The sequence below is a fragment of the Actinomadura sp. WMMA1423 genome (genome assembly GCF_006547145.1).
GTDB lineage: Bacteria > Actinomycetota > Actinomycetes > Streptosporangiales > Streptosporangiaceae > Spirillospora.
Map to the genome: position 1 here is coordinate 1,094,001 of NZ_CP041244.1, position 23,015 is coordinate 1,117,015.

The 23,015-nt window shown below is 69.0% G+C and carries 14 protein-coding genes and 3 rRNA genes; 6 read left to right on the plus strand and 11 right to left on the minus strand.

From position 1 onward, the window contains the following. Positions 1 to 5: 5 nt before the first annotated feature. The gene (locus FKD65_RS05440) at positions 6 to 629 is read right to left on the minus strand and encodes a LysE family translocator (protein WP_141576441.1); all 624 of its coding nucleotides are present in this window, start codon (positions 627 to 629) and stop codon (positions 6 to 8) included. A 55-nt stretch (positions 630 to 684) separates the two neighbouring features. Then, the gene (locus FKD65_RS05445) at positions 685 to 1,710 is read right to left on the minus strand and encodes a M4 family metallopeptidase (protein ID WP_141576442.1); all 1,026 of its coding nucleotides are present in this window, start codon (positions 1,708 to 1,710) and stop codon (positions 685 to 687) included. 456 nt (positions 1,711 to 2,166) lie between these two features. Between FKD65_RS05445 and FKD65_RS46190 the strand changes: the two genes are divergently transcribed. After that, positions 2,167 to 3,420, plus strand: coding sequence for a cytochrome P450 (locus tag FKD65_RS46190; RefSeq protein WP_141576443.1), 1,254 nt, complete (start codon positions 2,167 to 2,169; stop codon positions 3,418 to 3,420). A gap of 15 nt (positions 3,421 to 3,435) precedes the next feature. Next, positions 3,436 to 3,942, plus strand: coding sequence for a tetratricopeptide repeat protein (locus FKD65_RS05455; RefSeq protein ID WP_205718550.1), 507 nt, complete (start codon positions 3,436 to 3,438; stop codon positions 3,940 to 3,942). On the opposite strand, the gene FKD65_RS05460 is transcribed toward FKD65_RS05455, so the two are convergent. After that, a complete protein-coding gene (locus FKD65_RS05460; RefSeq protein ID WP_141576444.1) occupies positions 3,939 to 6,446 on the minus strand; it encodes an insulinase family protein in 2,508 nt (835 codons plus the stop codon). The two genes, FKD65_RS05455 and FKD65_RS05460, sit on opposite strands and share 4 nt — an antisense overlap. Before the next feature lie 41 nt (positions 6,447 to 6,487). Here FKD65_RS05460 and FKD65_RS05465 point away from each other — a divergent pair, with 41 nt between their 5' ends. Beyond that, entirely contained in the window at positions 6,488 to 7,417 is a 930-nt protein-coding gene (locus FKD65_RS05465; RefSeq protein ID WP_141576445.1) for a hypothetical protein, read from the plus strand. A 1,140-nt stretch (positions 7,418 to 8,557) separates the two neighbouring features. Here the strand turns inward: FKD65_RS05465 and rrf are convergent. From rrf to FKD65_RS05480, 3 genes are all read right to left on the minus strand, one after another. Further along, a 5S ribosomal RNA gene (gene rrf, locus FKD65_RS05470) occupies positions 8,558 to 8,674 on the minus strand. Between the two features lie 156 nt (positions 8,675 to 8,830). Next, a 23S ribosomal RNA gene (locus FKD65_RS05475) occupies positions 8,831 to 11,950 on the minus strand. A 444-nt stretch (positions 11,951 to 12,394) separates the two neighbouring features. Further along, a 16S ribosomal RNA gene (locus tag FKD65_RS05480) occupies positions 12,395 to 13,915 on the minus strand. Together the 16S, 23S and 5S rRNA genes form the textbook arrangement of a ribosomal RNA operon. 774 nt (positions 13,916 to 14,689) lie before the next feature. Between FKD65_RS05480 and FKD65_RS05485 the strand changes: the two genes are divergently transcribed. Next, positions 14,690 to 15,469 carry a hypothetical protein gene (locus FKD65_RS05485; protein ID WP_205718551.1) on the plus strand — a complete coding sequence of 260 codons (780 nt, stop codon included), beginning with the start codon at positions 14,690 to 14,692 and terminating at the stop codon, positions 15,467 to 15,469. Here FKD65_RS05485 and FKD65_RS05490 read toward each other — a convergent pair. Both FKD65_RS05490 and trxA read right to left on the minus strand, forming a co-directional pair. After that, positions 15,387 to 16,220: a putative RNA methyltransferase gene (locus FKD65_RS05490; RefSeq protein ID WP_141576446.1), complete on the minus strand. Its 834-nt coding sequence runs from the start codon at positions 16,218 to 16,220 to the stop codon at positions 15,387 to 15,389. The genes FKD65_RS05485 and FKD65_RS05490 overlap by 83 nt on opposite strands. Positions 16,221 to 16,335: 115 nt before the next feature. Further along, positions 16,336 to 16,689, minus strand: coding sequence for a thioredoxin (gene trxA, locus FKD65_RS05495; protein ID WP_141576447.1), 354 nt, complete (start codon positions 16,687 to 16,689; stop codon positions 16,336 to 16,338). Between the two features lie 130 nt (positions 16,690 to 16,819). On the opposite strand from trxA, the gene FKD65_RS05500 reads away from it, so the two are divergent. Both FKD65_RS05500 and FKD65_RS05505 read left to right on the plus strand, forming a co-directional pair. After that, positions 16,820 to 17,824, plus strand: coding sequence for an RNA polymerase sigma factor RpoD/SigA (locus FKD65_RS05500; RefSeq protein WP_141576448.1), 1,005 nt, complete (start codon positions 16,820 to 16,822; stop codon positions 17,822 to 17,824). A gap of 145 nt (positions 17,825 to 17,969) precedes the next feature. Next, positions 17,970 to 19,319 carry a class II 3-deoxy-7-phosphoheptulonate synthase gene (locus FKD65_RS05505; protein WP_205718552.1) on the plus strand — a complete coding sequence of 450 codons (1,350 nt, stop codon included), beginning with the start codon at positions 17,970 to 17,972 and terminating at the stop codon, positions 19,317 to 19,319. 371 nt (positions 19,320 to 19,690) lie between these two features. On the opposite strand, the gene FKD65_RS05510 is transcribed toward FKD65_RS05505, so the two are convergent. Genes FKD65_RS05510 through FKD65_RS05520 form a run of 3 tightly spaced genes read right to left on the minus strand, consistent with a single transcriptional unit; the run spans position 19,691 to position 22,747 of the window. Continuing rightward, on the minus strand, positions 19,691 to 20,059 hold the full coding sequence (locus FKD65_RS05510) for an ATP-binding protein (protein ID WP_240809977.1): 369 nt from the start codon (positions 20,057 to 20,059) through the stop codon (positions 19,691 to 19,693). Between the two features lie 44 nt (positions 20,060 to 20,103). After that, entirely contained in the window at positions 20,104 to 20,430 is a 327-nt protein-coding gene (locus FKD65_RS05515; RefSeq protein WP_240809978.1) for an STAS domain-containing protein, read from the minus strand. A 43-nt stretch (positions 20,431 to 20,473) separates the two neighbouring features. After that, positions 20,474 to 22,747, minus strand: a complete 2,274-nt coding sequence (locus FKD65_RS05520) for a SpoIIE family protein phosphatase (RefSeq protein ID WP_141576451.1) — start codon at positions 22,745 to 22,747, stop codon at positions 20,474 to 20,476. Positions 22,748 to 23,015 lie beyond the last annotated feature (268 nt).

The following is a 23,015-nucleotide window of genomic DNA, read 5'->3' on the forward strand; positions in this document are numbered from 1 at the left end:
CGCGGTCAGGGCCGGTCGGCGAGCAGGCTCGCGGCGAACCCGAGGAAGGCCACCCCGCTGAGCCGCTCCGTCTTCCGCCGGAACGACGGGCGGCGCAGCCGCTCCCCCAGGGCGGCGGCCGCGCCCGAAACGATCCAGAACCAGAGCGCGAGCTCCGCCACGTCGATCGCGGTGAACAGGACCGTCGTGCCGAACACCGGCGCACCGTGCGGCATGAACTGCGGGACGAGGCTCATGTAGAAGACGCCCGCCTTGGGGTTCAGCAGGTTGGTCCCGACCCCCGCGCGGAACGCCGCACGACGTCCGGCGGCCAAGACGGGCTCGGGATGCTCGACCTCACCCATCCTCCTGGCGCTCCGGAGCGCCGTCGCTCCGAGCCACACCAGGTAGGCGGCGCCGCAGACGCGCACCACGTTGTAAGCGACGTGCGAGGCGGTCAGCAGCGCGGTCAGCCCGACCGCCGTGGCGAGCCCCCACACCGCGCATCCGGCCATGATGCCGAGCGCCGCCGCCAGGCCATGGCTCCGCCCCCGCGCCACGGAGGTTCTGAGCACAAGGAAAGTGTCGAGCCCCGGCACCACGTTGACGATCAGCGCGGCGACGGCGAAGGCGAGGGCGGCCGTGATCATGAGCGAATGCTATATCGCTCCTTACGGCCGCACCACGCCCTTGACGATCACGCGGTCACAGGATGCCCCGCGCGGCGAACGCCGCCTGTGCGGCCTTCGCCGCCTTCGCTCCGTAGAGGCGCTGGGCGGCGGCGACGGTCGCCTCGGCGGCGGCCTTGAACGAGGTGTCCGGCGCGAACGCGAACTGCGCCTCGACGATCAGGGTGCTCGCCTGGGTGTCGCCGAGCGACTGCCGGATGTCCCAGAGGGCCCGCGACCAGATCTCGCCGTCGGCGTGGACCTCACCGCGGACGTCCTCGGGATAGTGCTTCGTCCCGTCCAGCCTGCGCAGGCAGTGCGTGGGTCCGGATGTGTAGGCCACCGAGTCCCAGTCGGCGACGCACGGCTCCGGGGTCCTGGTCGGTGCGCCGGTCGCCCAGCTGGTGACCGCCACCGCCAGGTAGTCGCCGAACGCCTCCCCGATCGAGCCCGACTCCAGGTTCGTGCCGAAACCGGTGACCTGGCCGTCCTGCACGGAGTGGCCGTACTCGTGGATGACGACCTCGGCGTCCTCGGCGTCGTCGATCCCGCCCTTGCCGAGCGTGATGTTCGCCTTGTCGGGGCGGAAGAAGGAGTTGTCGCCGCCGTACTGGTTGATCCGCACCTCGATCTGCCGCTGGTTCACGGGCCGGAGCCCGGACCCGAACCCGAGGTGCTGCAGGTACCGCTGCGCGGTCGTCACCCAGTAGTAGCCCATCACCTGCTCGAACTGGTCGGAGTCGCGGTGGTAGGCGGGCAGCGCGCCGCCCTCGATCCGGGCGGCCTTGCCGGTCTCGCTCTTGACCCGCGCGTACCGTCCGGTGAGCGACCCCGACCCGTCGAGGTCGGTGAGGGTGACCTGCCGGTAGGCGGGCGCGAGGGCCGCGTAGTCGGCGTCCTTCGCGTCGGTGAGGGACTGGTCCCCGAGCTGCTGGACGGGGTTGGGGTAGAAGACGGTCCCGGCGGCGGTCGCGCCGGAGTCCGCGGCGGACGCCGCCGGCAGCGCGGCGATGAGGGGGAACGCGGCCGCGGCCGCAAGGGCGAGGCGTCGTGTGTTGCGCATGGGCGGACGGTACGACCAGGTCCCGCGGGGGGACAGGTCCAATCCGCGCCGGGTCCAAGTCCGGCCGACATCGCCTGTTCGCGGCCCGGAACACTGGCGAGGTTTGTGCTGGTGCCCGCACCGCTGACCGGAGTAAGGCCGGTTCCGGCTCGCCGAGCGCGGCGCGCGGGATCATCACGAGGAGCGGACGGCGCGCCGCCGAAGACCCGGAGGTGCCCGCCGGCCCGCCGGCGGGCGGCCGCGCCGGTGCGAGGTGTGGGTAGGCACCGGCGCAACCATGGTCCCGACCGTGGTCGAGCGGTTCGATTCTGCCGCGCCCCACGTCGCACACGGGCAACACCGGCCCCATATGTCGCCGACGCCACATGAACATCACCCGAGGGTTGACGGCCATGGGCGTCTCGCGGAGTCTCGAGGCGGACAGGCGACGACTCCGCGACATCCGCGAGGAGCGACGTGACGGCGACCGATCCCCCGCGCTACCCGTTCCCCTGCCAGGACGTCCCGGTCGACGGACGTCGCCCCGACGACCCGATGGGACTGTCCCCTCTCTACGACGGGCTCGCACCCGTCGCCCGGGTCCGCCTCCCGGAAGGACAAGAGGCGTACCTCGTCACCGGGCACGGGGAGTGCCTGCGCGTCCTGCGCGAGCAGGACACGTTCCGCCGCGCGGGAGCGGACGCGATCCCGCCCTGGCCCCGCACCTCCCCGACGATGCTGGCGCGTGACGACCGGGAGCACCGCGTGCACCGCGACCTGGTCGGCAACGCTTTCGCGCCCGCCCGGATCGACCGGTACCGGCCGACCGTCGACCGCCTCACCTCCCGGCTGCTCGACTCGCTCGTCCGGGCGGGCGATCCGGTCGAGGTCAACGAGCGGCTCGCCCTGCCCCTCACCCTCGGCGTGATCGGCAGCGTGATGCACCTACCGGAGGACGACTTGCCGCTGTTCAGGACATGGGGTGACATGTTCCTGTCCACGGGTCCCGACCGCGCCGCCGAGAACGAGCGCGCGGTGCTGGAGATGAGCGGCTACATGGCCGAGCGCCTCGGCGGCCTCATGGCGGACGCGCGGCCCGGCTCCGAGGAGGGCGGCCTCCTCTCCGCGATCGCCGCCAACGCCGTCCGCCGGCGGACCGGCCTGGAGGAGGCGGCGCTGCTGGCGGCGAGCATCGTCATCGCGGGATGGGAGACCACGGCCGCCGCGATCGCGGGCTTCCTGTTCCGGCTGCTCACCACCCGGCAGGACGGCGAGACCCTCTACCGCCTCCTCGCGGCCCGGCCCGACCGCGTTCCCGGCGCGGTCGAGGAACTGCTGCGCACCACCCCCGGAACCGTGTTCGAATCCGCGCAGCCGCGGCGGGCCGTGCGCGAGGTGGAACTCGGAGGCGTCCGGCTGCGCGAGGGCGACCTGGTGATCCCGGCGATCGACCGCGCCAACCGCGACCCGGGCGTGTTCGACGGCCCCGGACACCTCGATCTCCAGCGCGCCCGGAACCCCCACCTCGCCTTCGGAGCCGGGCCCCATGTCTGCCTGGGCGCCCCGCTGGCGCGGCTGGAGTTGAACATCGTCCTGCGCGAGCTGACCCGCCGGTTCCCCGATGCCCGGCTGCACCACGCGCCGCACGACGTCGTCTGGAACACCGTCACCCTGATCCGCCACCCGGCCGCGCTCTGGCTCGACCTCGATCCGCTGGAACGGGACGGGTGACCGTATCCTGACACCATGATCACCCCCTCTCCCGAATGGGAGAAACGCATGGCCGCGCTCTGGGACGCCTTCGACGACCACGAGCCCGAGGACCTCCTCGGGAAGGTCGAAGCCCTGGTGGCCGAGCTGCCGCCCGGCGACGCCGTCGGCGAGTACGAGCTGGCCTCCGCGCACGACTCCATCGGCAACGAGGCGGAGGCCGCCGACCACTACCGGCGGGCCTTCGCCGCCGGGCTCCCCGAGGCGCGGCGGAGGCAGGCCGTGATCCAGTACGCCAGCACGCTCCGCAACCTCGGCCGCGCCGACGAGAGCGTCGCGCTGCTGACCGCGGAGCGCGAGGCCGCCTCGGACGAACTCGACGACGCCGTCACCGCGTTCCTCGCGCTCGCGCTCACCGATGTCGGGCGCGAGCGGGAGGCGGCCGGACTCGCCCTGGGCGCCCTGTCCCGCCACCTCCCACGCTACAACCGCTCCCTCTCCAACTACGCGAAGGCCCTGACGCAGGACCACCCGGCCGTCTAGCTCCCTCCCTCGGGCGGTCCGCCGCGTTTCGCGCGGACGTCCCGCCGGGCCCGCGACAGCAGCCGGTCGGGAGCGGGCGCATAGCCCCATGCGCGGTCGGGCGGGCTGGTGCGGCCGGCCCTTTCGAGATGGCGCCGGGCCCGGTCGTGGTCGCCGGCCCGGTAGAAGACCGCACCGAAGTAGTGGTGCGCCTCCAGGTTCCTCGGGTGCCGCCGCTCCGCGGCCAGCAACCGGTCGGCGGCGCCCACGAGCGCGGCGTGCACCGAGGGCCGCGCCAGGTAGCGGTTCAGGTCGTCCCAGGTGCCGATCTCACCGCCGATCTCCAGGTGCGCCAGCGCCAGCACCGCGGTGACCGGGTCGCCCGGCCCGGCCGCGGCGACCGCCGCCTCGGCGAAGTCCAGCAGCTCGGCCTCCGACCCCCACCACTTCTTGCAGAGCGCTTGGGAACGGGAGATGTGGCCCTCGAAGAGGAAGGGCTCGCGTGCCGTCAGCTCTCGCCATGTCCGGTCCAGCTCGTCCCGTTCGAGCTGCATGCCGATGCCGTACCACTGGAGCCGGTCCCAAGGGACGGGGTCTGCGGGAAGCAGTTCGGCGGCGCGGTAGAGCGGCGGTCCCGCGAGGGCGAGCAACCGCCAGAACCGGCCGAACCGCTCGGCGTCGACGTTCTCCGCGCGCTCGGCGCTGCGCGCCTCCCACGCTTCGGCGACGCGGGTCGCGCCAAGCCACAGGCACAGGTCCGGGTCGTTGGGATCCTCAGCGGACAGGCGCGTGAGCCGCCCGGCCTGCCCGAGCGCGGCGTCGGTGAGGTTCTCCAAATAGAGGCTCCGGGTCTCCGCGTCGTCCCGGGTGCGGGCCAGCAGGTCCAGCCCGGCGCGCAGGTCACCGCCGCGCACCTTCGGCAGCGCCGCCGCAAGCGCCGCGTCCTGCCAGGCGGGCCGCCGCCTCCGCGACCTGATCCTGCCGAGCAGCGCGACGAGGGCGGCCACCCGGCCGGGAGACGCCGAGCCGTCCTCCCCCGAATCCGCATCGGCGGAGGAGGCGTTGTTCCGGGGCGGGACGCGGTCGTCGGGCCGCGCCGCCTTGCGCACGACCACCTCGGCGGGGGCGTACCGGTCGATCTCCGCCACGGCGGCCGTGCCGGCATGCCAGAGGTTCGGCTCGACACCGACCGTCACGCCGTCCAGGCCGATCAGCAGGCGTGCCCCGTCCTGCCATGCGAGCACCGCGGCGCACTGATCGAAGCGGACGGTGGCCATGATCGGTCCCCTCAGCGAGGTGGCCCCCTCCCGGCCGACGATCAGCCCTTGCTGGACGTCGTCCGCCCGGGTGTGGACACGGCCTTCGACCGCGACCGTGGAGGCGAGCGGCACCCTGGAGAAACGCGCCCCCTGCGGCTCCTGGCCGCGGGGAAGCATCAGGAGCGCGGTGTCCAGGACGGCGCGGCCGACGTCCTGGACGTCCTCCGGCCGCACGGCGTCCAGATCGGCCAGGGCCTCTTCCGTCGTCAGCGCCGGAGGTCCCATCAGTTCGGCCATGCAGCATCTGATCGCCTGCGAGGCGCGGCCCTCGTCGGACGCCCTGCGGGTGCGCCGCGCCGCCACGGCCTCCGCGAGTTCGGCCGCTTCCACCGGCTCCGCCGCGATTCGCTCGATCTCCCCGCGGAACCGCTCCGCGAGTTCCGGACGCACCTCGGCCAGCCCGTCCGCGAACGCGAGGATCTCGACGCCGTCCCCGGTGGTCGATGAGAAGCCGACGCTCGTCGTGTAGCTCAGCGCGTTGTCCCGCCGCAGCACGCGGTGAAGGCGCCGACCGAGGAGGTCGGCGTAGATCCGGGCGGCGGAGGAGCGCGGCACGATGCCGGAGAGCGCGACGCCGTTGATTTCGAGGTTGACGTAGGCGGGCGTCCTGGGCAGCCCGTTCGTCGGATCCGGGACGGGCCGCCGCTCGCCCTCGGGAAGCGGCAGCGCGAGTCCCGCGGGCGGTGGGCCCCCGACGATCGCCAGGGCCGCGTTGTTCCTGGTGAACCACCGCGCAGACCAGTCCTTGACGTCCTCCGGGGTTAAGGCGGCGAGCCCGTGCTCCTCGTAGGCGGGCAACCCATAGGTGGCCGCTCCGTAACGCCACAGCAGCAACTGGCCGGGCGCCCCCACGTCGCGGCCCTCGGCCTCGGTTCGCAGGATGTTCTTCTCGGCCTCGATACGGCCCATGGGAAGCGCGCGCAGGGACTCGCAGACCGTCGTCAGGAATTCGGCGACCTCAGCGGGCTCGCCATGGGTGAGGAACATGGTGGTGACCGCGTCCACGGAGCCGTTGTGGTGATAATCGGCATCGCCGATCGCATGCAGCGCCAGATGCTCCACCAGGTGGGTGACCCCGCCCCGTGCCAGGGTCTCGTCGGCCCGCCCCACGCGGAACACCAGTGCCGCTCGGAGGCCGTCGTCGCCCGGCGCGCCCTCACTCCAGAACACCGGCACGCCGTCGATGTCGATACGTGTAACGTCCAAATGATCTCCCCCTTCAGGGGGCAAGATCGTACAATTCACGGGTGCCGAAAAAGGTTTCATATCGGTATCGGGTACCGTTCGCCCCGTCCTGGCGCGCGTACCTGATTCCGGCCTGGCCCGTGGTCGTGCTCGCCCTGCTCACCACGCTCTTCTGGAGGACGCACTACCCGCTCCTCCACGCGAGCACGGGTGAGGCCGTCCGATCCGGAAACGTCCGTAACGACAACCGCCCTGTGCTCTGGGTGGACGAGGATCTGCGGTACCGCGTCCACGTTCTCGAGGCCGCTGAGGATCCGAGCTCCTGCACGCTGATCGGTCAGGGCCGCAACTATCCGCTGAACCTGGACCGCGCCCGGCACGCCGGCGACTCCGCGGAGGTCAAGGGATACCGGTGGGTCGGCGCGTTCCGCGCCCCCGCCACCGACTACGTCGCGATCACCTGCGACCGGTCGACCGACGCGCTGCGCATCAAAGTGGACGCGCCCGGAACCGGCCTGCTCGTGCTCCTGCTGATCGCCTGGCCGCTGCTCCTCATCTGGGCGTTGATCAAGCTGTCGCGGATCCGGCGGCGGAGCTCACGAGCCACGCTCACCCATCGACCGCCGGAGCCCCCGGCCGTCGTTTCCGAGGCAGCTCTGGCCGCCGGTGATCGGGCCCAGACCACGGTCTACTTCCGCAACGGCACCTTCGTCCCTGCCGGGACCCGCGAGCCGGACTCGGCGGCGGCATTCGCCAAGGAGAGGCTGGCGGCCCCGCGCGACCCCCGCGACTTCCGGGCCGCCCCCGCGGGCGACGGTGGCGGGTGGCTCATCACTTTCCCGGACCTGACCGCCTATCTGGACCAGGAAGAGACCAAGCACACCGGGACGGCCGACCTCGGCCGCCACGCCCTGGCGAAGATCCGCTTGGACGCCCGCACCCCCGAGGTCGCGCGCATCCGCGCGATAGAGACGGAAGCCACCCGAGCCTGAACCACAACCGAACGACCGCCGCCGAGCCCTCCCTTGAAGCGGCGCGACAGTACCGCAGGGGCGCATGAGTGCGAACTCCCCACAGACGCCCTGGCCGTCAAGGCCCCACTCGCCAGGCATCAGCAAACTCGCTACGGCATATGCGTCCCGCCGCCACCGACCACTAACAAATCCAACCGCCCCGGTGCCACCCCCCGGTCGCCGGTCGCCGGAGCTGAACCACCAACGAGGCCACCTCTCCAGGGGTCATCACGTCACGCCCAACGCGCCATGGCGCCGCCCACCGGTCACGCCGAGCTATCCCCCCAGCGAGCCCGCCTCCACAGGGGTCGAAAGTCACACACAACGCGCCGCGGCCACCGGTCACAGCCACGCGACCTGACACCACCAGCGGGGCCGCCTCCACAGGGGTGATCACGTCGTGCCCCACACGCCACGGCCACCGGCCACGCGACCTGACACCACCAGCGAGCCCGCCTCCACAGGGGTCGAAAGTCACACACAACGCGCCGCGGCCACCGGTCACAGCCACGCGACCTGACACCACCAGCGAGCCCGCCTCCACAGGGGTCGAAAGTCACACACAACGCGCCGCGGCCACCGGTCACAGCCACGCGACCTGACACCACCAGCGGGGCCGCCTCCACAGGGGTGATCACGTCGTGCCCCACGCGCCACGGCCACCGGCCCCGGCCCCGGCCACACGACCTGACACCACCAGCGAGCCGGCCGCTCCAGGGGTCAGTCATCACGTCATGTCCGACGCGGCACGGTCACCGGTCAGCAGTTACTAGTCACCGGCCGGGTTAACTGAGACGTCCACCTGGGTGTGCGGGAGGCCAGCCCGACCCGGCACTCGCGTTCTCCATCCCCTGAGATTCAGAGAACCCTTCAGGAGTGCACCTGGGCATCGTCCTCGCGCGGTCCCCCGGCTCGGCCGCGTGGGTGATCGAGCACCGACATTCAGGCGAGGTCACTATGAGGAAGCAGGATGCCGAGGTCTGGCCGGCCACAGGCCGCACGGACTCGTTCGTCCAACCCACTGATTCTGAGAACCGATCCAGGACACGACGACCGCAGTTCAATCCTGATGAAACGAAAAAGGCCCCGCCGGTTACGGCGGGGCCTTTCCCAATATGTGTCCGGCGGCGTCCTACTCTCCCACACGGTCCCCCATGCAGTACCATCGGCGCTGAAGGGCTTAACTTCCGGGTTCGGGATGGGACCGGGTGTTTCCCCTTCGCCAAAACCACCGAACGCCTCAACGCACCACCCCGACGGGGCGGGCAAATCAACGTCCGAGCCTTCGACTCGGTATCCACTTATCAAGTGACTGCGGTGCCCAGGTTGTTTTCTGGGAACCACACAGGGACGCGAACCATCTCTCGCAGCGACATGCTTTGAACGTTCAGTGTGTTCAAGCCACTCGGCCTATTAGTACCGGTCGACTCCACACGTTACCGCGCTTCCATCTCCGGCCTATCAACCCGGTCGTCTACCGGGAGCCTTACACCCACAAAGGGGTGGGAGAACTCATCTCGAGGAAGGCTTCCCGCTTAGATGCTTTCAGCGGTTATCCCGACCGAACGTAGCCAACCAGCCGTGCCCCTGGCGGGACAACTGGCACACCAGAGGTTCGTCCGTCCCGGTCCTCTCGTACTAGGGACAGACCCTCACAATTCTCCTACGCGCACAGCGGATAGGGACCGAACTGTCTCGCGACGTTCTAAACCCAGCTCGCGTGCCGCTTTAATGGGCGAACAGCCCAACCCTTGGGACCTACTCCAGCCCCAGGATGCGACGAGCCGACATCGAGGTGCCAAACCATCCCGTCGATATGGACTCTTGGGGAAGATCAGCCTGTTATCCCCGGGGTACCTTTTAGCCGTTGAGCGACACCACTTCCACACGTAGGTGCCGGATCACTAGGCCCTGCTTTCGCACCTGCTCGACACGTCCGTCTCACAGTCAAGCTCCCTTGTGCCCTTGCACTCGCCACCTGATTGCCAACCAGGCTGAGGGAACCTTTGGGCGCCTCCGTTACATTTTGGGAGGCAACCGCCCCAGTTAAACTACCCACCAGGCACTGTCCCCCACCCGGATACACGGGTGCGGGTTAGACGCTCAAAACGACCAGAGTGGTATTTCACCAATGACTCCACCCAAACTGGCGTCTGGGCTTCACAGTCTCCCACCTATCCTACACAAGACGCTCCAAGCGCCAATGCCAAGCTGTAGTGAAGGTCCCGGGGTCTTTCCGTCCTGCTGCGCGAAACGAGCATCTTTACTCGTACTGCAATTTCGCCGGGCCTGTGGTTGAGACAGCGGGGAAGTCGTTACGCCATTCGTGCAGGTCGGAACTTACCCGACAAGGAATTTCGCTACCTTAGGATGGTTATAGTTACCACCGCCGTTTACCGGCGCTTAGATTCTCAGCTTCGAAGGAACAAGTCCCTCTAACCGGTCCTCTTAACGTTCCGGCACCGGGCAGGCGTCAGTCCGTATACAGCGTCTTACGACTTCGCACGGACCTGTGTTTTTAGTAAACAGTCGCTTCCCCCTGGCCTCTGCGACCCCACCCAGCTCAGACAGAAAATGCCATCACCAGGCAAGGTCCCCCTTCTCCCAAAGTTACGGGGGCAATTTGCCGAGTTCCTTAACCACAGTTCACCCGATCGCCTTGGTATTCTCTACCTGACCACCTGAGTCGGTTTGGGGTACGGGCCGCCGGTACACTCGCTAGAGGCTTTTCTCGGCAGCATGGGATCACTCACTTCACCTAAAACGGCTCGGCATCAGCTCTCAGGATACGTGAGAGACGGATTTACCTATCTCTCTCCCTACAGCCTTACCCCGGGACAACCACCGCCCGGGCTGAGCTACCCTCCTGCGTCACCCCATCACTCACCTACTACCCCCTCGGGCCCCACGCTCCCCGTGAAACAGGCCCGAAGGCCCGAACCACGGTTCGGGTGGTTAGCATCAGAGGGTTCAGCGTTGGCGCATACCAGCGGGTACGGGAATATCAACCCGTTGTCCATCGACTACGCCTGTCGGCCTCGCCTTAGGTCCCGACTTACCCTGGGCGGATTAGCCTGCCCCAGGAACCCTTGGTCATCCGGCGCACACGTTTCTCACGTGTGATTCGCTACTCATGCCTGCATTCTCACTCCCGCAACCTCCACCCCACGATCACTCGAAGGCTTCACCGGTTACAGGACGCTCCCCTACCCATCAACACCCCCGAAAGGATGTCAATGCCACGGCTTCGGCGGTGTGCTTGAGCCCCGCTACATTGTCGGCGCGGAATCACTTGACCAGTGAGCTATTACGCACTCTTTCAAGGGTGGCTGCTTCTAAGCCAACCTCCTGGTTGTCACAGCAACTCCACATCCTTTCCCACTTAGCACACGCTTAGGGGCCTTAGCCGATGATCTGGGCTGTTTCCCTCTCGACTACGAAGCTTATCCCCCGCAGTCTCACTGCCACGCTCTCACTTACCGGCATTCGGAGTTTGGCTGACGTCAGTAACCTGGTAGGGCCCATCAGCCATCCAGTAGCTCTACCTCCGGCAAGAAACACGCGACGCTGCACCTAAATGCATTTCGGGGAGAACCAGCTATCACGGAGTTTGATTGGCCTTTCACCCCTAACCACAGGTCATCCCCCAGGTTTTCAACCCTGGTGGGTTCGGGCCTCCACACCGTCTTACCGGCGCTTCACCCTGCCCATGGCTAGATCACTCCGCTTCGGGTCTACAGCATGCGACTAAAAACGCCCTATTCAGACTCGCTTTCGCTACGGCTACCCGCCACCGGTTAACCTCGCCACACACCATAACTCGCAGGCTCATTCTTCAAAAGGCACGCCATCACCAACAACAAAGAACAAGTCCTTCGCTGAGGAGGCTCTGACGGCTTGTAGGCACACGGTTTCAGGTACTATTTCACGACCCCTCACCGGGGCACTTTTCACCTTTCCCTCACGGTACTGGTCCGCTATCGGTCATCAGGAAGTATTCAGCCTTACCACGTGGTCGTGGCAGATTCACACGGGATTTCACGGGCCCCGTGCTACTCGGGAACACACCCAGAAGCCACTGAAATTTCGTCTACCGGACTCTCACCGTCTACGGTCGGCCATCCCAAACCATTCGACTATCCCAGCGGTTTATAACTCCTCGGTCCAACGGCAGCTGAACCAGGGTGGTCCCACAACCCCGCACACGCAACGCCTGCCGGCTATCACACGCGCACGGTTTAGGCTCCTCCGCTTTCGCTCACCACTACTCACGGAATCACTATTGTTTTCTCTTCCTGCGGGTACTGAGATGTTTCACTTCCCCGCGTTCCCACCAACCTGCCTATACATTCAGCAGGCGGCGACACCCCATGACGAGTGCCAGGTTTCCCCATTCGGAAATCCCCGGATCAAAGTCTGGTTGCCGACTCCCCGAGGCATATCGCAGGCTCCCACGTCCTTCATCGGCTCCTGATGCCAAGGCATCCACCGTATGCCCTTAAAAACTTGAACACACAAAACGATCAAAACAAATCGCAGATAAACAACAAAAACAACCCGACAGGAAACCCCGAAAGACTCCCCACCAGGCGGCTCTCATCGTTCACCAGAGATGCTCGCGTCCACTGTGCAGTTCTCAAAAAACAACCGGGCCCACCGAGGCCACACGACCCATAACGGAGAAGTGTGGCCAACGGTCCCGCAGTCCGAGGTCACCTGGGCTTGCGCCCGTTCCCTCAGGACTCAACAGCGTGTCCAACCCACCACCCGCCTGAAACCGCCGTTCCCACTCCCCTGGGTTGCCCCGGGGCGGTACTTGCCGGCTCACACGAGCGGTGAGCTGAGTAACCAGTGCTCCACATCTATGAGCAGCCACCTGACAGACATTCGCTGCCAACGGTGGCCACCGACCAGATCCCTCACGGAGAGGCGACCTGGCCAGTTGGTGCTCCTTAGAAAGGAGGTGATCCAGCCGCACCTTCCGGTACGGCTACCTTGTTACGACTTCGTCCCAATCGCCGGCCCCACCTTCGACCGCTCCCCCCACACAAGGTGGTTGGGCCACGGGCTTCGGGTGTTGCCGACTTTCGTGACGTGACGGGCGGTGTGTACAAGGCCCGGGAACGTATTCACCGCAGCGTTGCTGATCTGCGATTACTAGCGACTCCGACTTCACGAAGTCGAGTTGCAGACTTCGATCCGAACTGAGACCGGCTTTAAGGGATTCGCTCCACCTCACGGTATCGCAGCCCTCTGTACCGGCCATTGTAGCATGTTTGCAGCCCAAGACATAAGGGGCATGATGACTTGACGTCATCCCCACCTTCCTCCGAGTTGACCCCGGCGGTCTCCCATGAGTCCCCACCCGAAGTGCTGGCAACATGGAACGAGGGTTGCGCTCGTTGCGGGACTTAACCCAACATCTCACGACACGAGCTGACGACAGCCATGCACCACCTGTCACCGGCCCAAAAAGGACCCACCATCTCTGATGGTTTTCCGGCGATGTCAAGCCTTGGTAAGGTTCTTCGCGTTGCGTCGAATTAAGCAACATGCTCCGCCGCTTGTGCGGGCCCCCGTCAATTCCTTTGAGTTTTAGCCTTGCGGCCGTACTCCCCAGGCGGGGCGCTTAATGCGTTAGCTGCGGCGCGGAATCCGTGGAAGGACCCCACACCTAGCGCCCAACGTTTACGGCGTGGACTACCAGGGTATCTAATCCTGTTCGCTCCCCACGCTTTCGCTCCTCAGCGTCAGTACAGGCCCAGAGAACCGCCTTCGCCACCGGTGTTCCTCCCGATATCTGCGCATTTCACCGCTACACCGGGAATTCCATTCTCCCCTACCTGCCTCTAGTCTGCCCGTATCCACCGCAGACCCACGGTTAAGCCGTGGGCTTTCACGACAGACGCGACAAACCGCCTACGAGCTCTTTACGCCCAATAATTCCGGACAACGCTTGCGCCCTACGTATTACCGCGGCTGCTGGCACGTAGTTAGCCGGCGCTTCTTCTGCAGGTACCGTCACGTTAGCTTCGTCCCTGCTGAAAGAGGTTTACAACCCGAAGGCCGTCATCCCTCACGCGGCGTCGCTGCGTCAGGCTTCCGCCCATTGCGCAATATTCCCCACTGCTGCCTCCCGTAGGAGTCTGGGCCGTGTCTCAGTCCCAGTGTGACCGGTCGCCCTCTCAGGCCGGTTACCCGTCGTCGCCTTGGTAGGCCATCACCCCACCAACAAGCTGATAGGCCGCGAGCCCATCCCCAACCGAAAAACTTTCCACCACCACGCCATGCGACCAGTGGTCATATCCGGTATTAGACCCAGTTTCCCGGGCTTATCCCAGAGTCAGGGGCAGGTTGCTCACGTGTTACTCACCCGTTCGCCGCTCGAGTACCCCCGAAGGGGCCTTTCCGCTCGACTTGCATGTGTTAAGCACGCCGCCAGCGTTCGTCCTGAGCCAGGATCAAACTCTCCATTAAGGTCCAAACGACAGACCAGGGGGCGAACCCCGACCCGCCAAACCTCGGAAACAATCCCGGCATCGCCATCCTCGAAAGGATGACATTGCCTCAAAGAAATCCCCACCACTCCATCAGATGGAGCGGCACGGGGCGACCCGACCAGAAAACTGGCCGAGCCGATAAAGGCACTGGCTTTTAACACGCTGTTGAGTTCTCAAGAAACGGACACCCACCGCGCCGAACCCCGCTCCCGCGGGCCCCGGCTCCGGGGCAACCCTCTTAACTTACCAGGCGCATCTCTGTTGTCAAGCGGATCTCGGAAGATCTTTTCGACGAGTCGGAGGTGTGCCCGTCCCCCACGCGACGACACAGCCCCAGGCCGAAGACCTGGAAAAGATCGTTTCGTAGGAGGCGCCCTGCGGGCCGGCCACCTCGCGGCGTCCTGCATCCCGTTGTGGGCTGTCCAGCCATCCTACAACAGTCCGAGCGGCGCTCGAACCATTTTCGGTGGCTTGGCTCCCCAGGGCCGACCGCCTCTCGGCGTCCGCGTCCCCTTGGGGCGAGAGAAACATTAAGGCGCCCCGCGGGGACCGTCAAACCAAGAGGCGCACGAACCCGCGCCCCTTGTCATACGAGCGCACTACGAAAGGCGCTGACCTCGTCTTTCAGGCACTACGTGCTTCCGGTCACAGTGGGGTACCGTGCCCTGACCGCCTACCCGTGGCGTTCCGGCCGTGGGACGGGCGGTGGCTCCCGGCGCGCCCCGCTCGCCCGAGGCCAGGAGGAGATCTGGTGAATGCGTCCGTCACCGCCCGCACGTCGGCCGAGCGTCTGGTGGTCGCCGCGACGATGGGGCCCACGGTCCACGACGTGCACGCCTGGCGGTTCAAGGTCGTCTCCGGCCTGATCGAGGTGCACGCCGATCCGGAGAGGCTCCGGCCTAGGCACGATCCGGCGGGACGGAGCCTGCACCTCAGCAGCGGCGCCGCGCTGGTGAATCTGCGCCTGGCCGCCGCCCAGCTCGGTCACGAGGCCGTCGTTCGGTTGCTCCCGGACCCCGGACGTCCGACCGTCCTCGCCTCCGTGCGCCTGGCCGGCCGCCACCGCGTCTCGCGGGAGGAGCGGCTCCTGTATGCGGCCACGCTCCGGCCGTCCCGCACCAGCCGCTCCGTCTCGGGCGGCTGCCCGCCTCGCCACGTCATCGATGATCTGGCCGGGGAGGCGAGGCTCGAGGGGGCGATGCTCCATCGGCTTACCCCCGTCGTCGATCGGGCGCGGCAGCGGGCCGTGCTCACCACCCGCGGGGACTCCCCCGCCGAGTGGCTCCGCGCGGGCCAGGCTCTGCAGCGTCTCCTTCTGAGCGCCACCGCTCGCTCGCTCCGCACGTCGTTCGTCTACGAGGCCCTCGACGCGCCGGGGGTGGAGGAGGTGACCGAGCCGGGCGAGACCCCGCAGGTGCTGCTGGAGATCGCACAGGCCGGGACCGCGTCTACTCGAGCCGCCGGTAGCCGGACAGGACGAACGAGAGGGGCGCGGGGAGCGGGTCCGGCAGCCGCTCCAGTCGTTCTCTGAGCCGCTCTGCCGGAACATGGTGCGCGCTCGGTCCCATGCCGACGAGTGTGATGACCTCGTCGCGCGTCAGGACGGCCTCGGTCTCGATCTCCTGGCGCGAGTCCAGCTTGAAGTAGCCGGCGAGTGCGGCGTCCATCCGCTCGGTCTTGCGCTTGTCGATCGAGAGGAGGCCGAGAGGTTCCACGAGGGTGCCGAGGTGGCGGGGTGACGGCGTCACCGTGAACAGCAGCCCGTCGTCGCGGAGCACCCGGTGGAACTCGGCGGCGTTGCGCGGGGCGAAGACGTTCATCACGGTGTCGACGGCGCCGTCGCGGAGCGGGAACGGGCGCCAGAGGTCCGCGACGACGGCCCCGCAGCGCGGGTGCGCCTTCGCGGCGCGCCGGGCCGCGTGCTTGGAGATGTCCAATGCGAGGCCGACGGCCTCGGGCGTCCGGTCGAGGACGCGGCTCAGGTAGTGCCCTGTCCCAGCGCCCGCGTCCAGGACGAAGCCCGGTCGGGAAGACGAAACGTTCCAAGCGAGCCGCTCCGAGACGACCGCGAAGTGGCCGGCCGAGAGGAACTCGTCCCTCGCGCGGACCATCTCGGGCGTGTCCGCCGTTCCCGGGCGGGCGTTGCCCGGAAGGAGGTTGGCATATCCCTGTCGCGCGATGTCGAAGGCATGCCCGTCCGGGCAGCGCAGTCCGCGGCCGACCAGTTCGAGGTCGGCTCCGCACACGGGGCACACCAGGTATCGGACGACATCGGCGAGCATCCGTCCATCATCGACCATGCGCGCCGGCCAAGGGGCGGCGCCGTCCGCTTCTTTGCCCTCGCGCCGTCCGGGCGCCCGCTGCGCGCCTCGTGGGCGCAACCTGGCGGGCGGCGGGTCAGGCCTCCGCCCGCTTGCGGACGTCCTCCATGTCCAGGCCGCGGACCTGCTCGATCACGTTCTCCAGCACCGACTCGGGCAGCGCTCCCGGCTCCGCGAACACGATCATGCCGTCGCGGATCGCCATCAGCGTGGGAATCGACCTGATCCCGAAGCGCTCCGACAGCTCGGCCTCGGCGTCGGTGTCCACCTTGCCGAAGACGATGTCCTCGTGCTTGCCCGCCGACCGCTCGAACACGGGTGCGAACCTCTTGCACGGCCCGCACCACTCGGCCCAGAAGTCGACCAGCACGATGCCGTCGGCCTGAGCGACCTCGTCGAAGTTCTCAGCGGTCAGTGTGACCGTCGCCATGTCGGTTTCTCCTCAGTCGGGGTATCACGACGTAGAGCGGCTTACAGCCTCGCAGTATTCCCCACCCGGGAATCACAGAGCGGTAATTAGCGTTCTCCTCGTAGGGAGATCGCACCGGAGAAGGGTCAGGATGGCTGGAACCCGTACCAAGGGCGACAGGGTCGAAGTCCCCGACAAGGATCTAGTCGGGGCGTACCTCGACCGGATCGGCCGTACCCCTCTGCTCGACGCGCAGGAGGAGGTCGATCTGGCCAAGGCGATCGAAGGGGGCCTGTACGCCGAACAGCTGCTCGAAGAGGACAGGGCGCCCGAGGGCGCGTCCCGCGAGGAGCTGGAGGAGCTGGCCGCGGCGGGGCTGCGCGCGAAGCAGCGCTTCGTCGAGGCCAACCTGCGGCTGGTGGTCTCGATCGCCCGGAAGTACCCGACCGACTCGTTGCCTCTCATAGACCTCATCCAGGAGGGGAACCTGGGGCTGATGCGCGCGGTGGAGAAGTTCGACTACCGCCGCGGCTTCAAGTTCTCCACATACGCGACCTGGTGGATCCGGCAGGCCATCGGCCGCGGGCTCAGCCACACCGCCCGCACGATCAGGCTGCCCGTCCACGTGGAGGAGGAGCTGTCGCGGCTGCGGCGCGCGGAGCGCCAGCTCGGTCGCGAGCTCGGCAGGGAGCCGACCCGCGAGGAGCTCGCGGGCACCCTCGGCTCCGACGCCGAGCACGTCGACGAGCTGCTGCGATGGCGCCGCGACCCGGCGAGCCTGGACGCGACCGTCGACGACGCCGGCGAGACGCCGATGGGCGACCTGCTGGAGGACCCGGACGCCGTCACCCCGGAGACCGAGATCCTCGCGCTGGACGACATCGAGGGCCTCGCGCGGCTGCTCGACCGGCTTCCCGAGCGCGAGTCCGCGATCCTGCGGGCCCGGTTCGGGATGGACAACGGGCAGCCGCTGTCGTACGCGCAGATCGGCGCACGGTACGGGCTCAGCCACAACCGGGTCCGCCAGATCACCGACCGCTCGCTGCGGCGGCTGCGGCAGCTGGCGACCGAGACCGACCTGAGCGGCCGCAGGGCGCCGGCCGGCGACTCCGACACGGCGCGGGAACCTGCCGCCGCCGGGAGCCGGGCGGCCTGAGGGCGTCCGGAGCCCTCTCCCCCACGCACCGACACTGCCGGGCGGCCCCGCAAAGGGGCCGCCCGGCAGTGTCTCCGGGGCTATGAACCCCGGGCGTCCCGGGCTTCCCGTTCACGGAGGGCGGGCGGTGCCATAGCCTTTCAGGGTGAGCAATTCCGCCGTCATCGGGGACCTCGACGCGTGGCGCGCCCTCCCCGCTCTCCAGCAGCCCGATTGGGACGACCCGGCCGAGGTGCGCGCGGTCGCCGCCGAGCTGGCGACGCAGCCGCCGCTCGTCTTCGCCGGCGAATGCGACCAGTTGAAGGCTCAACTCGCCGATGTGGCCCGCGGTGAGGCCTTCGTCCTTCAGGGCGGAGACTGCGCCGAGACGTTCGAGGGGTCGACCGCCGACGCGGTGAAGAACAAGCTGAAGACGCTGCTGCAGATGGCGGTCGTCCTCACCTACGCGGCGAGCGTTCCCGTCGTGAAGATCGGCCGGATGGCGGGCCAGTACGCCAAGCCGCGCTCCAAGCCCGTGGAGGTCCGCGGCGGCCTGGAGCTCCCCGCCTACCGGGGCGACGCGGTGAACGGGTTCGACTTCGACGCCGCCTCGCGGCGCAACGACCCGCACCGCCTGCTGAAGGCCTACCACTGCTCGGCGGTGACCCTGAACCTGTGCCGGGCGTTCACCAAGGGCGGCTACGCCGACCTGCGCCAGGTGCACGCCTGGAACCAGGACTTCGTGGCGCAGAGCCCTGCGGGCCGCCGCTACGAGCAGCTGGCGGGCGAGATCGACCGGGCGCTGACGTTCATGAAGGCGTGCGGAGCCAACCCCGACGAGTTCCACGGGGTGGAGTTCTACTCCAGCCACGAGGCCCTGCTCCTGGAGTACGAGCGGGCGCTGACACGCATCGACCACCTCAGCGGCCTGCCCTACGACGTGTCCGCGCACTTCCTCTGGATCGGCGAGCGGACCCGGCAGCTGGACGGCGCGCACGTCGAGTTCCTGCGCCACATCCGCAACCCGATCGGGGTGAAGCTCGGCCCGACGACCTCGGCCGACGACGCGCTCGCCCTGATGGAGCGCCTGAACCCCGACGGTGAGCCGGGCCGGCTCACCTTCATCACCCGGATGGGGGCCGGCCGCATCCGCGACGCGCTGCCCCCGCTGATCGAGAAGGTGCACCAGAGCGGCGCCCCGGTCGCGTGGATCTGCGACCCCATGCACGGCAACACGTTCGAGGCGCCGAGCGGGCACAAGACCCGGCGGCTGGACGACGTCCTGGACGAGGTGGCCGGGTTCTTCGAGGTCCACCGCGCCCTCGGCACGCACCCGGGCGGCATACACATCGAGTTCACCGGCGACGACGTGACCGAGTGCGTCGGCGGCGGCCAGGGGCTCGCCGAGGCCGACCTGCACCAGCGCTACGAGACGGCCTGCGACCCCCGCCTCAACCGGGGCCAGTCCCTGGACCTGGCCTTCATGGTCGCCGAGCTGTACCGCAAGTCCGTCTGACCGGCCCCGCCCGACCGACTGGCTTCGCGGGATCGCGTCCATGGAGGCATGCCCCCATGGACGCGTCCCCGGAGGGGGTAGAGCAGGAGAGCGCGTTCCGCGAGCGAAGCCCCAGGGTCCGTCTCAAAGTAGCCCCAGCCACGCACGCGAACGCGTGACCTGCCCGGTGCAGCGAAGCCGGAGGCGAGCGAAACCGGGCAGATCGCGAAGCGATGCCGCGTTCGCCCAGGCACGGTCACGCAGCGAGCCGCCAGGCGAGCGAAGTGGGCCGGGACTGTAGTAAACACACCCGCCAGGCGAGCGAAGTGGGCCGGGCCTGAGTAAACACACCCGCCAGGCGAGCGAAGTGGCCGGGACTGAATTAACACGACCTAGATGTCGACCTCGGCCCAGACGACCTTTCCGCCGGTCACCGGGTCGGCTCCCCAGGAGTTGGCGAAGCGGTCGACGATGAACAGGCCGCGGTGCGACTCGTCCAGGGGGCCGGGGACGGTGAGCCGGGGCAGCTGGGCGGCGCGGTCGCGGACCTCGACGCGGACCCTCTCGCTGCCGCGCAGCAGCCGCAGTTCCAGCGCCGTCCCGGCGTGCCGGACGGCGTTGGCGACGAGCTCGGCCACGATCGCCGTGACGAGCTCCTCGCGGTCCATCAGTGCCCAGGTGCGCATCGTCCGCGCCGCGAGGCGCCTCGCGTACTCGACCGCCTCGGTCTGGGGCGCCGCGCGCAGGGTGGTCTCGGTCATCGGGTCGGTCACTCCGCCCGCTCGCCGTTCTTCATCGTTTCCCTTCACCGCCCATCGGCCGGAGCCTCCTCCGCCGGGCCCTCGATGAGGAAGCGGTCGAGCCCGGTGGTGCGCAGTACGTTCTCGACGCGGCCGTAGGCTCCGGTGACGGTGAGCGTGGCGTTCTGCGCGCGCGCGTGCTTGTACGCGCGGACGAGGACGTTCAGGCCGGAGGAGTCACAGAAGTCGACCGCCGCGAGGTCGACGACGACCGACCGCTCGCCCGCGTCCACGAGCTCGGTCAGCCGAGCGCGCAGCTCGTCGGAGGAGTGCAGGTCTATCGAGCCGCGCGCGGCGATCGTCGCACGGCCGTCCTGTCGTGTCGTGTGCAAGGCAAGCCCCACGCCACCCCACCTTACCGATTGTTGGTCTCCATCATGACGCCCGCAGAACGATGAGGGCAACGTCGTCGTTCGACGGCTCCGGTCCGAAGTCGCGTACCGCGCGCTGGATGCGGGCGGCCACGGCTCCGGCGCTCAGCCCGGTGCAGTCGGCGAGCAACCGCTCCAGGCCGTGCCCGTCACCGAGGAGCCGGCCGCCGGAGCGCCGCTCGGTGACCCCGTCGGTCACGCAGAGCAGGACCTCTCCGCGGCGCAGGTCGACGGTGTCGGTGTGGAACTCCACGCCGTCGAAGACGCCCAGCAGTGGCTGGGGCGAGGCGGCCTCGCGCACGCCGCCCTCCGGGTCGAGCACCAGCGGGGGCGGGTGCCCCGCGCTCGTCAGCTTGATCGTCACGCCGTCACGGCGCCGCCGGGCCGTGATCTCGCCGTGCAGCAGGGTGAGCAGCCGTCCGCGCTCGCCCTCGCCGAGGATGAGCCGGTTGAGCCGGGTCAGGACGGCCGGGACGGTCATGTCCTCGGCGGCGAGGATGCGCAGCGCGTGCCGGGCGAGGCCGGTGACGGCGGCGGCCTCGGGGCCGGTGCCGCACACGTCGCCGATGGCGAACCGCCAGCGGGACGCGGGTGCCGGGTCGCCGGGCCGCCGGCCGCTCTCGAAGACGTCGTAGAAGTCGCCGCCTACCTCGCTGCCCTCGCCCGCCGGCTCGTAGACCACCGCCACCTCCAGGCCGGGGATCTCCGGGATCCCGGGCGGCAGCAGGCTGCGCTGGAGCGCGCTGCTCATGGCGGTCTGCGCGGAGAACAGCCGCGCGTTGTCGACGGCGAGGGCGGCGCGGCGGCTCAGCTCCTCGGCCAGCTCGATCGCGCTGCGCGGGAAGCGGTCGCCGGACGGGCGGCCGATCACGATCGTGCCGATGCGCCTGCCGCGGGCGATCAGCGGGAAGGCGTAGACCTGGTCCGTGGCGGCGTCGCCCACGGCGGCCCGGACCTCCTCGGGCGCGGTGGCGAGCCCGTTCCAGGGCCCGGAGACGTCGGTGGGCGGCACCGCGCCCGCGTGGTCGAGCAGCTCGCGGAGGCCGTCGGCGCGGTCCTCGTCGGCGTGCCACACGTAGGCGAGCCGGTCGGGTTCGGCCTCGGTGACGGTGTAGACGGCGCACCAGGTGGCCAGGCGCGGCACGACGAGCTGGGCGACCAGCGCCATCGTGCGCTCCTGGTCGAGGGTGCCGGCGAGCAGGTCGCTGGCCTCGGCGACGAAGCTGAGCCAGCCGCGCCAGGAGCGTTCCAACTCGCCCACCCTGGCCTTCTCCAGGGAGAGCGACATCTCGTCGGCGAGGCGGCCGAGCCGGGCGCCGTCGGACTCGGCGAAGCGGCCGGACAGGGACGAGACGGCCACGATGAGGCCCGTGAGGCGGCCCTGTGACTCGAGCGGGGCGGCGGCCAGCGAGGCGGCCCGCAGCGCCGCCGCGGTCGGATCGGAGGCGTCCGCGGCCACCCAGGCGGAGCCGGCGCGCGCGGCGGGGGTGAGGGAGGCGACCGACAGCTCGCCGAGCGGCATCTCCGCGGCCGTCCCGGCCGCGGCGCCGATGATCAGCCGCCCGTCGCGCTCGGTCAGCAGGACGGCGGCGCCGTCGGCGCCGAGGACCTCCCGGACGGTGGCGACGCCGTCCTCCATGGCCTCCACGGCCGCCGGGGAGCGCAGGAGCCGGTCGCCCGCGACGGGGACCTCGCTCGCGCCGCCGGCGAGCCCGCCCTCCCGGACCTGCCCGGCGGGGCCGGCCGCGTCCCGCGCCGGCTCGGCCGCGCCGCGGTCGCGGGCGCCGCGCTCGCCGACGGCGAGCTCGCCCTGCGCGTAGCCGTTCCCGGCGATGTCGGCGGTGAAGGCGGCCTCCGGGCCCGCGGCGCCCGCGGCCTCGGGCGCCGGCGCGGCCTCGGCGGCGCCCGGCGGGGCCAGCCGGAACCAGACGCCCTTGGTGCGCCGGTCGTAGGAGACGCCCCAGGATGCGGCGAGGCGCGCGATCGACGGGAGCCCGCGCCCGCTGGAGGCGGTGACGCCCGGCATCTCGATGCCGCGGGTGGGGTGGCGGTCGCGGACCTCGATCTCGACGTCGCGCCCCGCGAGGCGGCAGGAGACCTCGAAAGACGTGCCCGCGTAGGCGATCGCGTTGGTGGCGAGCTCGCTCGTGGCGAGGACGGCGTCGTCGGCGACCTCGTCCATGCCCCAGTCGGCCAGGACCTTGCGGACGAACCGGCGCGCGTCCGCAACCGCCGCCGCGGCGGACGGGAAGGTGGCCGTCGCCGTCTGCCGATCCAACTGTCGTCCCTCGTTCGAAGCTTCTCCACCCGGGCCTGGCTATCGTGGCAGACTGGTCGGCCGCCCGGCACCGGGAGCCGCGAACCCGCCCGGGGAATGGGTCCCGGCCTGGGCCTTCACGACCCCCCGCCACAACACGACAGACCGTAACACGAAGGCTACTAGGGCGGACCGGCGGCCGGTCCCGCCCGCCGCCGGAAGCACGCGGAGCAAGGCCCGCCGCCGCACGGCGACGTAGAGTACAGGTGCGGCCGTTGAGGCCCAGAGC

Excerpts from the sequence above, each read along its gene's own strand:
- FKD65_RS05440 (WP_141576441.1), bottom strand. The coding sequence starts at position 629 with ATGATCACGGCCGCCCTCGCCTTCGCCGTCGCCGCGCTGATCGTCAAC.
- FKD65_RS05445 (WP_141576442.1), bottom strand. The coding sequence starts at position 1,710 with ATGCGCAACACACGACGCCTCGCCCTTGCGGCCGCGGCCGCGTTCCCC.
- FKD65_RS05455 (WP_205718550.1), top strand. The coding sequence starts at position 3,436 with ATGATCACCCCCTCTCCCGAATGGGAGAAACGCATGGCCGCGCTCTGG.
- FKD65_RS05490 (WP_141576446.1), bottom strand. The coding sequence starts at position 16,220 with ATGCTCGCCGATGTCGTCCGATACCTGGTGTGCCCCGTGTGCGGAGCC.
- trxA (WP_141576447.1), bottom strand. The coding sequence starts at position 16,689 with ATGGCGACGGTCACACTGACCGCTGAGAACTTCGACGAGGTCGCTCAG.
- FKD65_RS05500 (WP_141576448.1), top strand. The coding sequence starts at position 16,820 with ATGGCTGGAACCCGTACCAAGGGCGACAGGGTCGAAGTCCCCGACAAG.
- FKD65_RS05510 (WP_240809977.1), bottom strand. The coding sequence starts at position 20,059 with ATGACCGAGACCACCCTGCGCGCGGCGCCCCAGACCGAGGCGGTCGAG.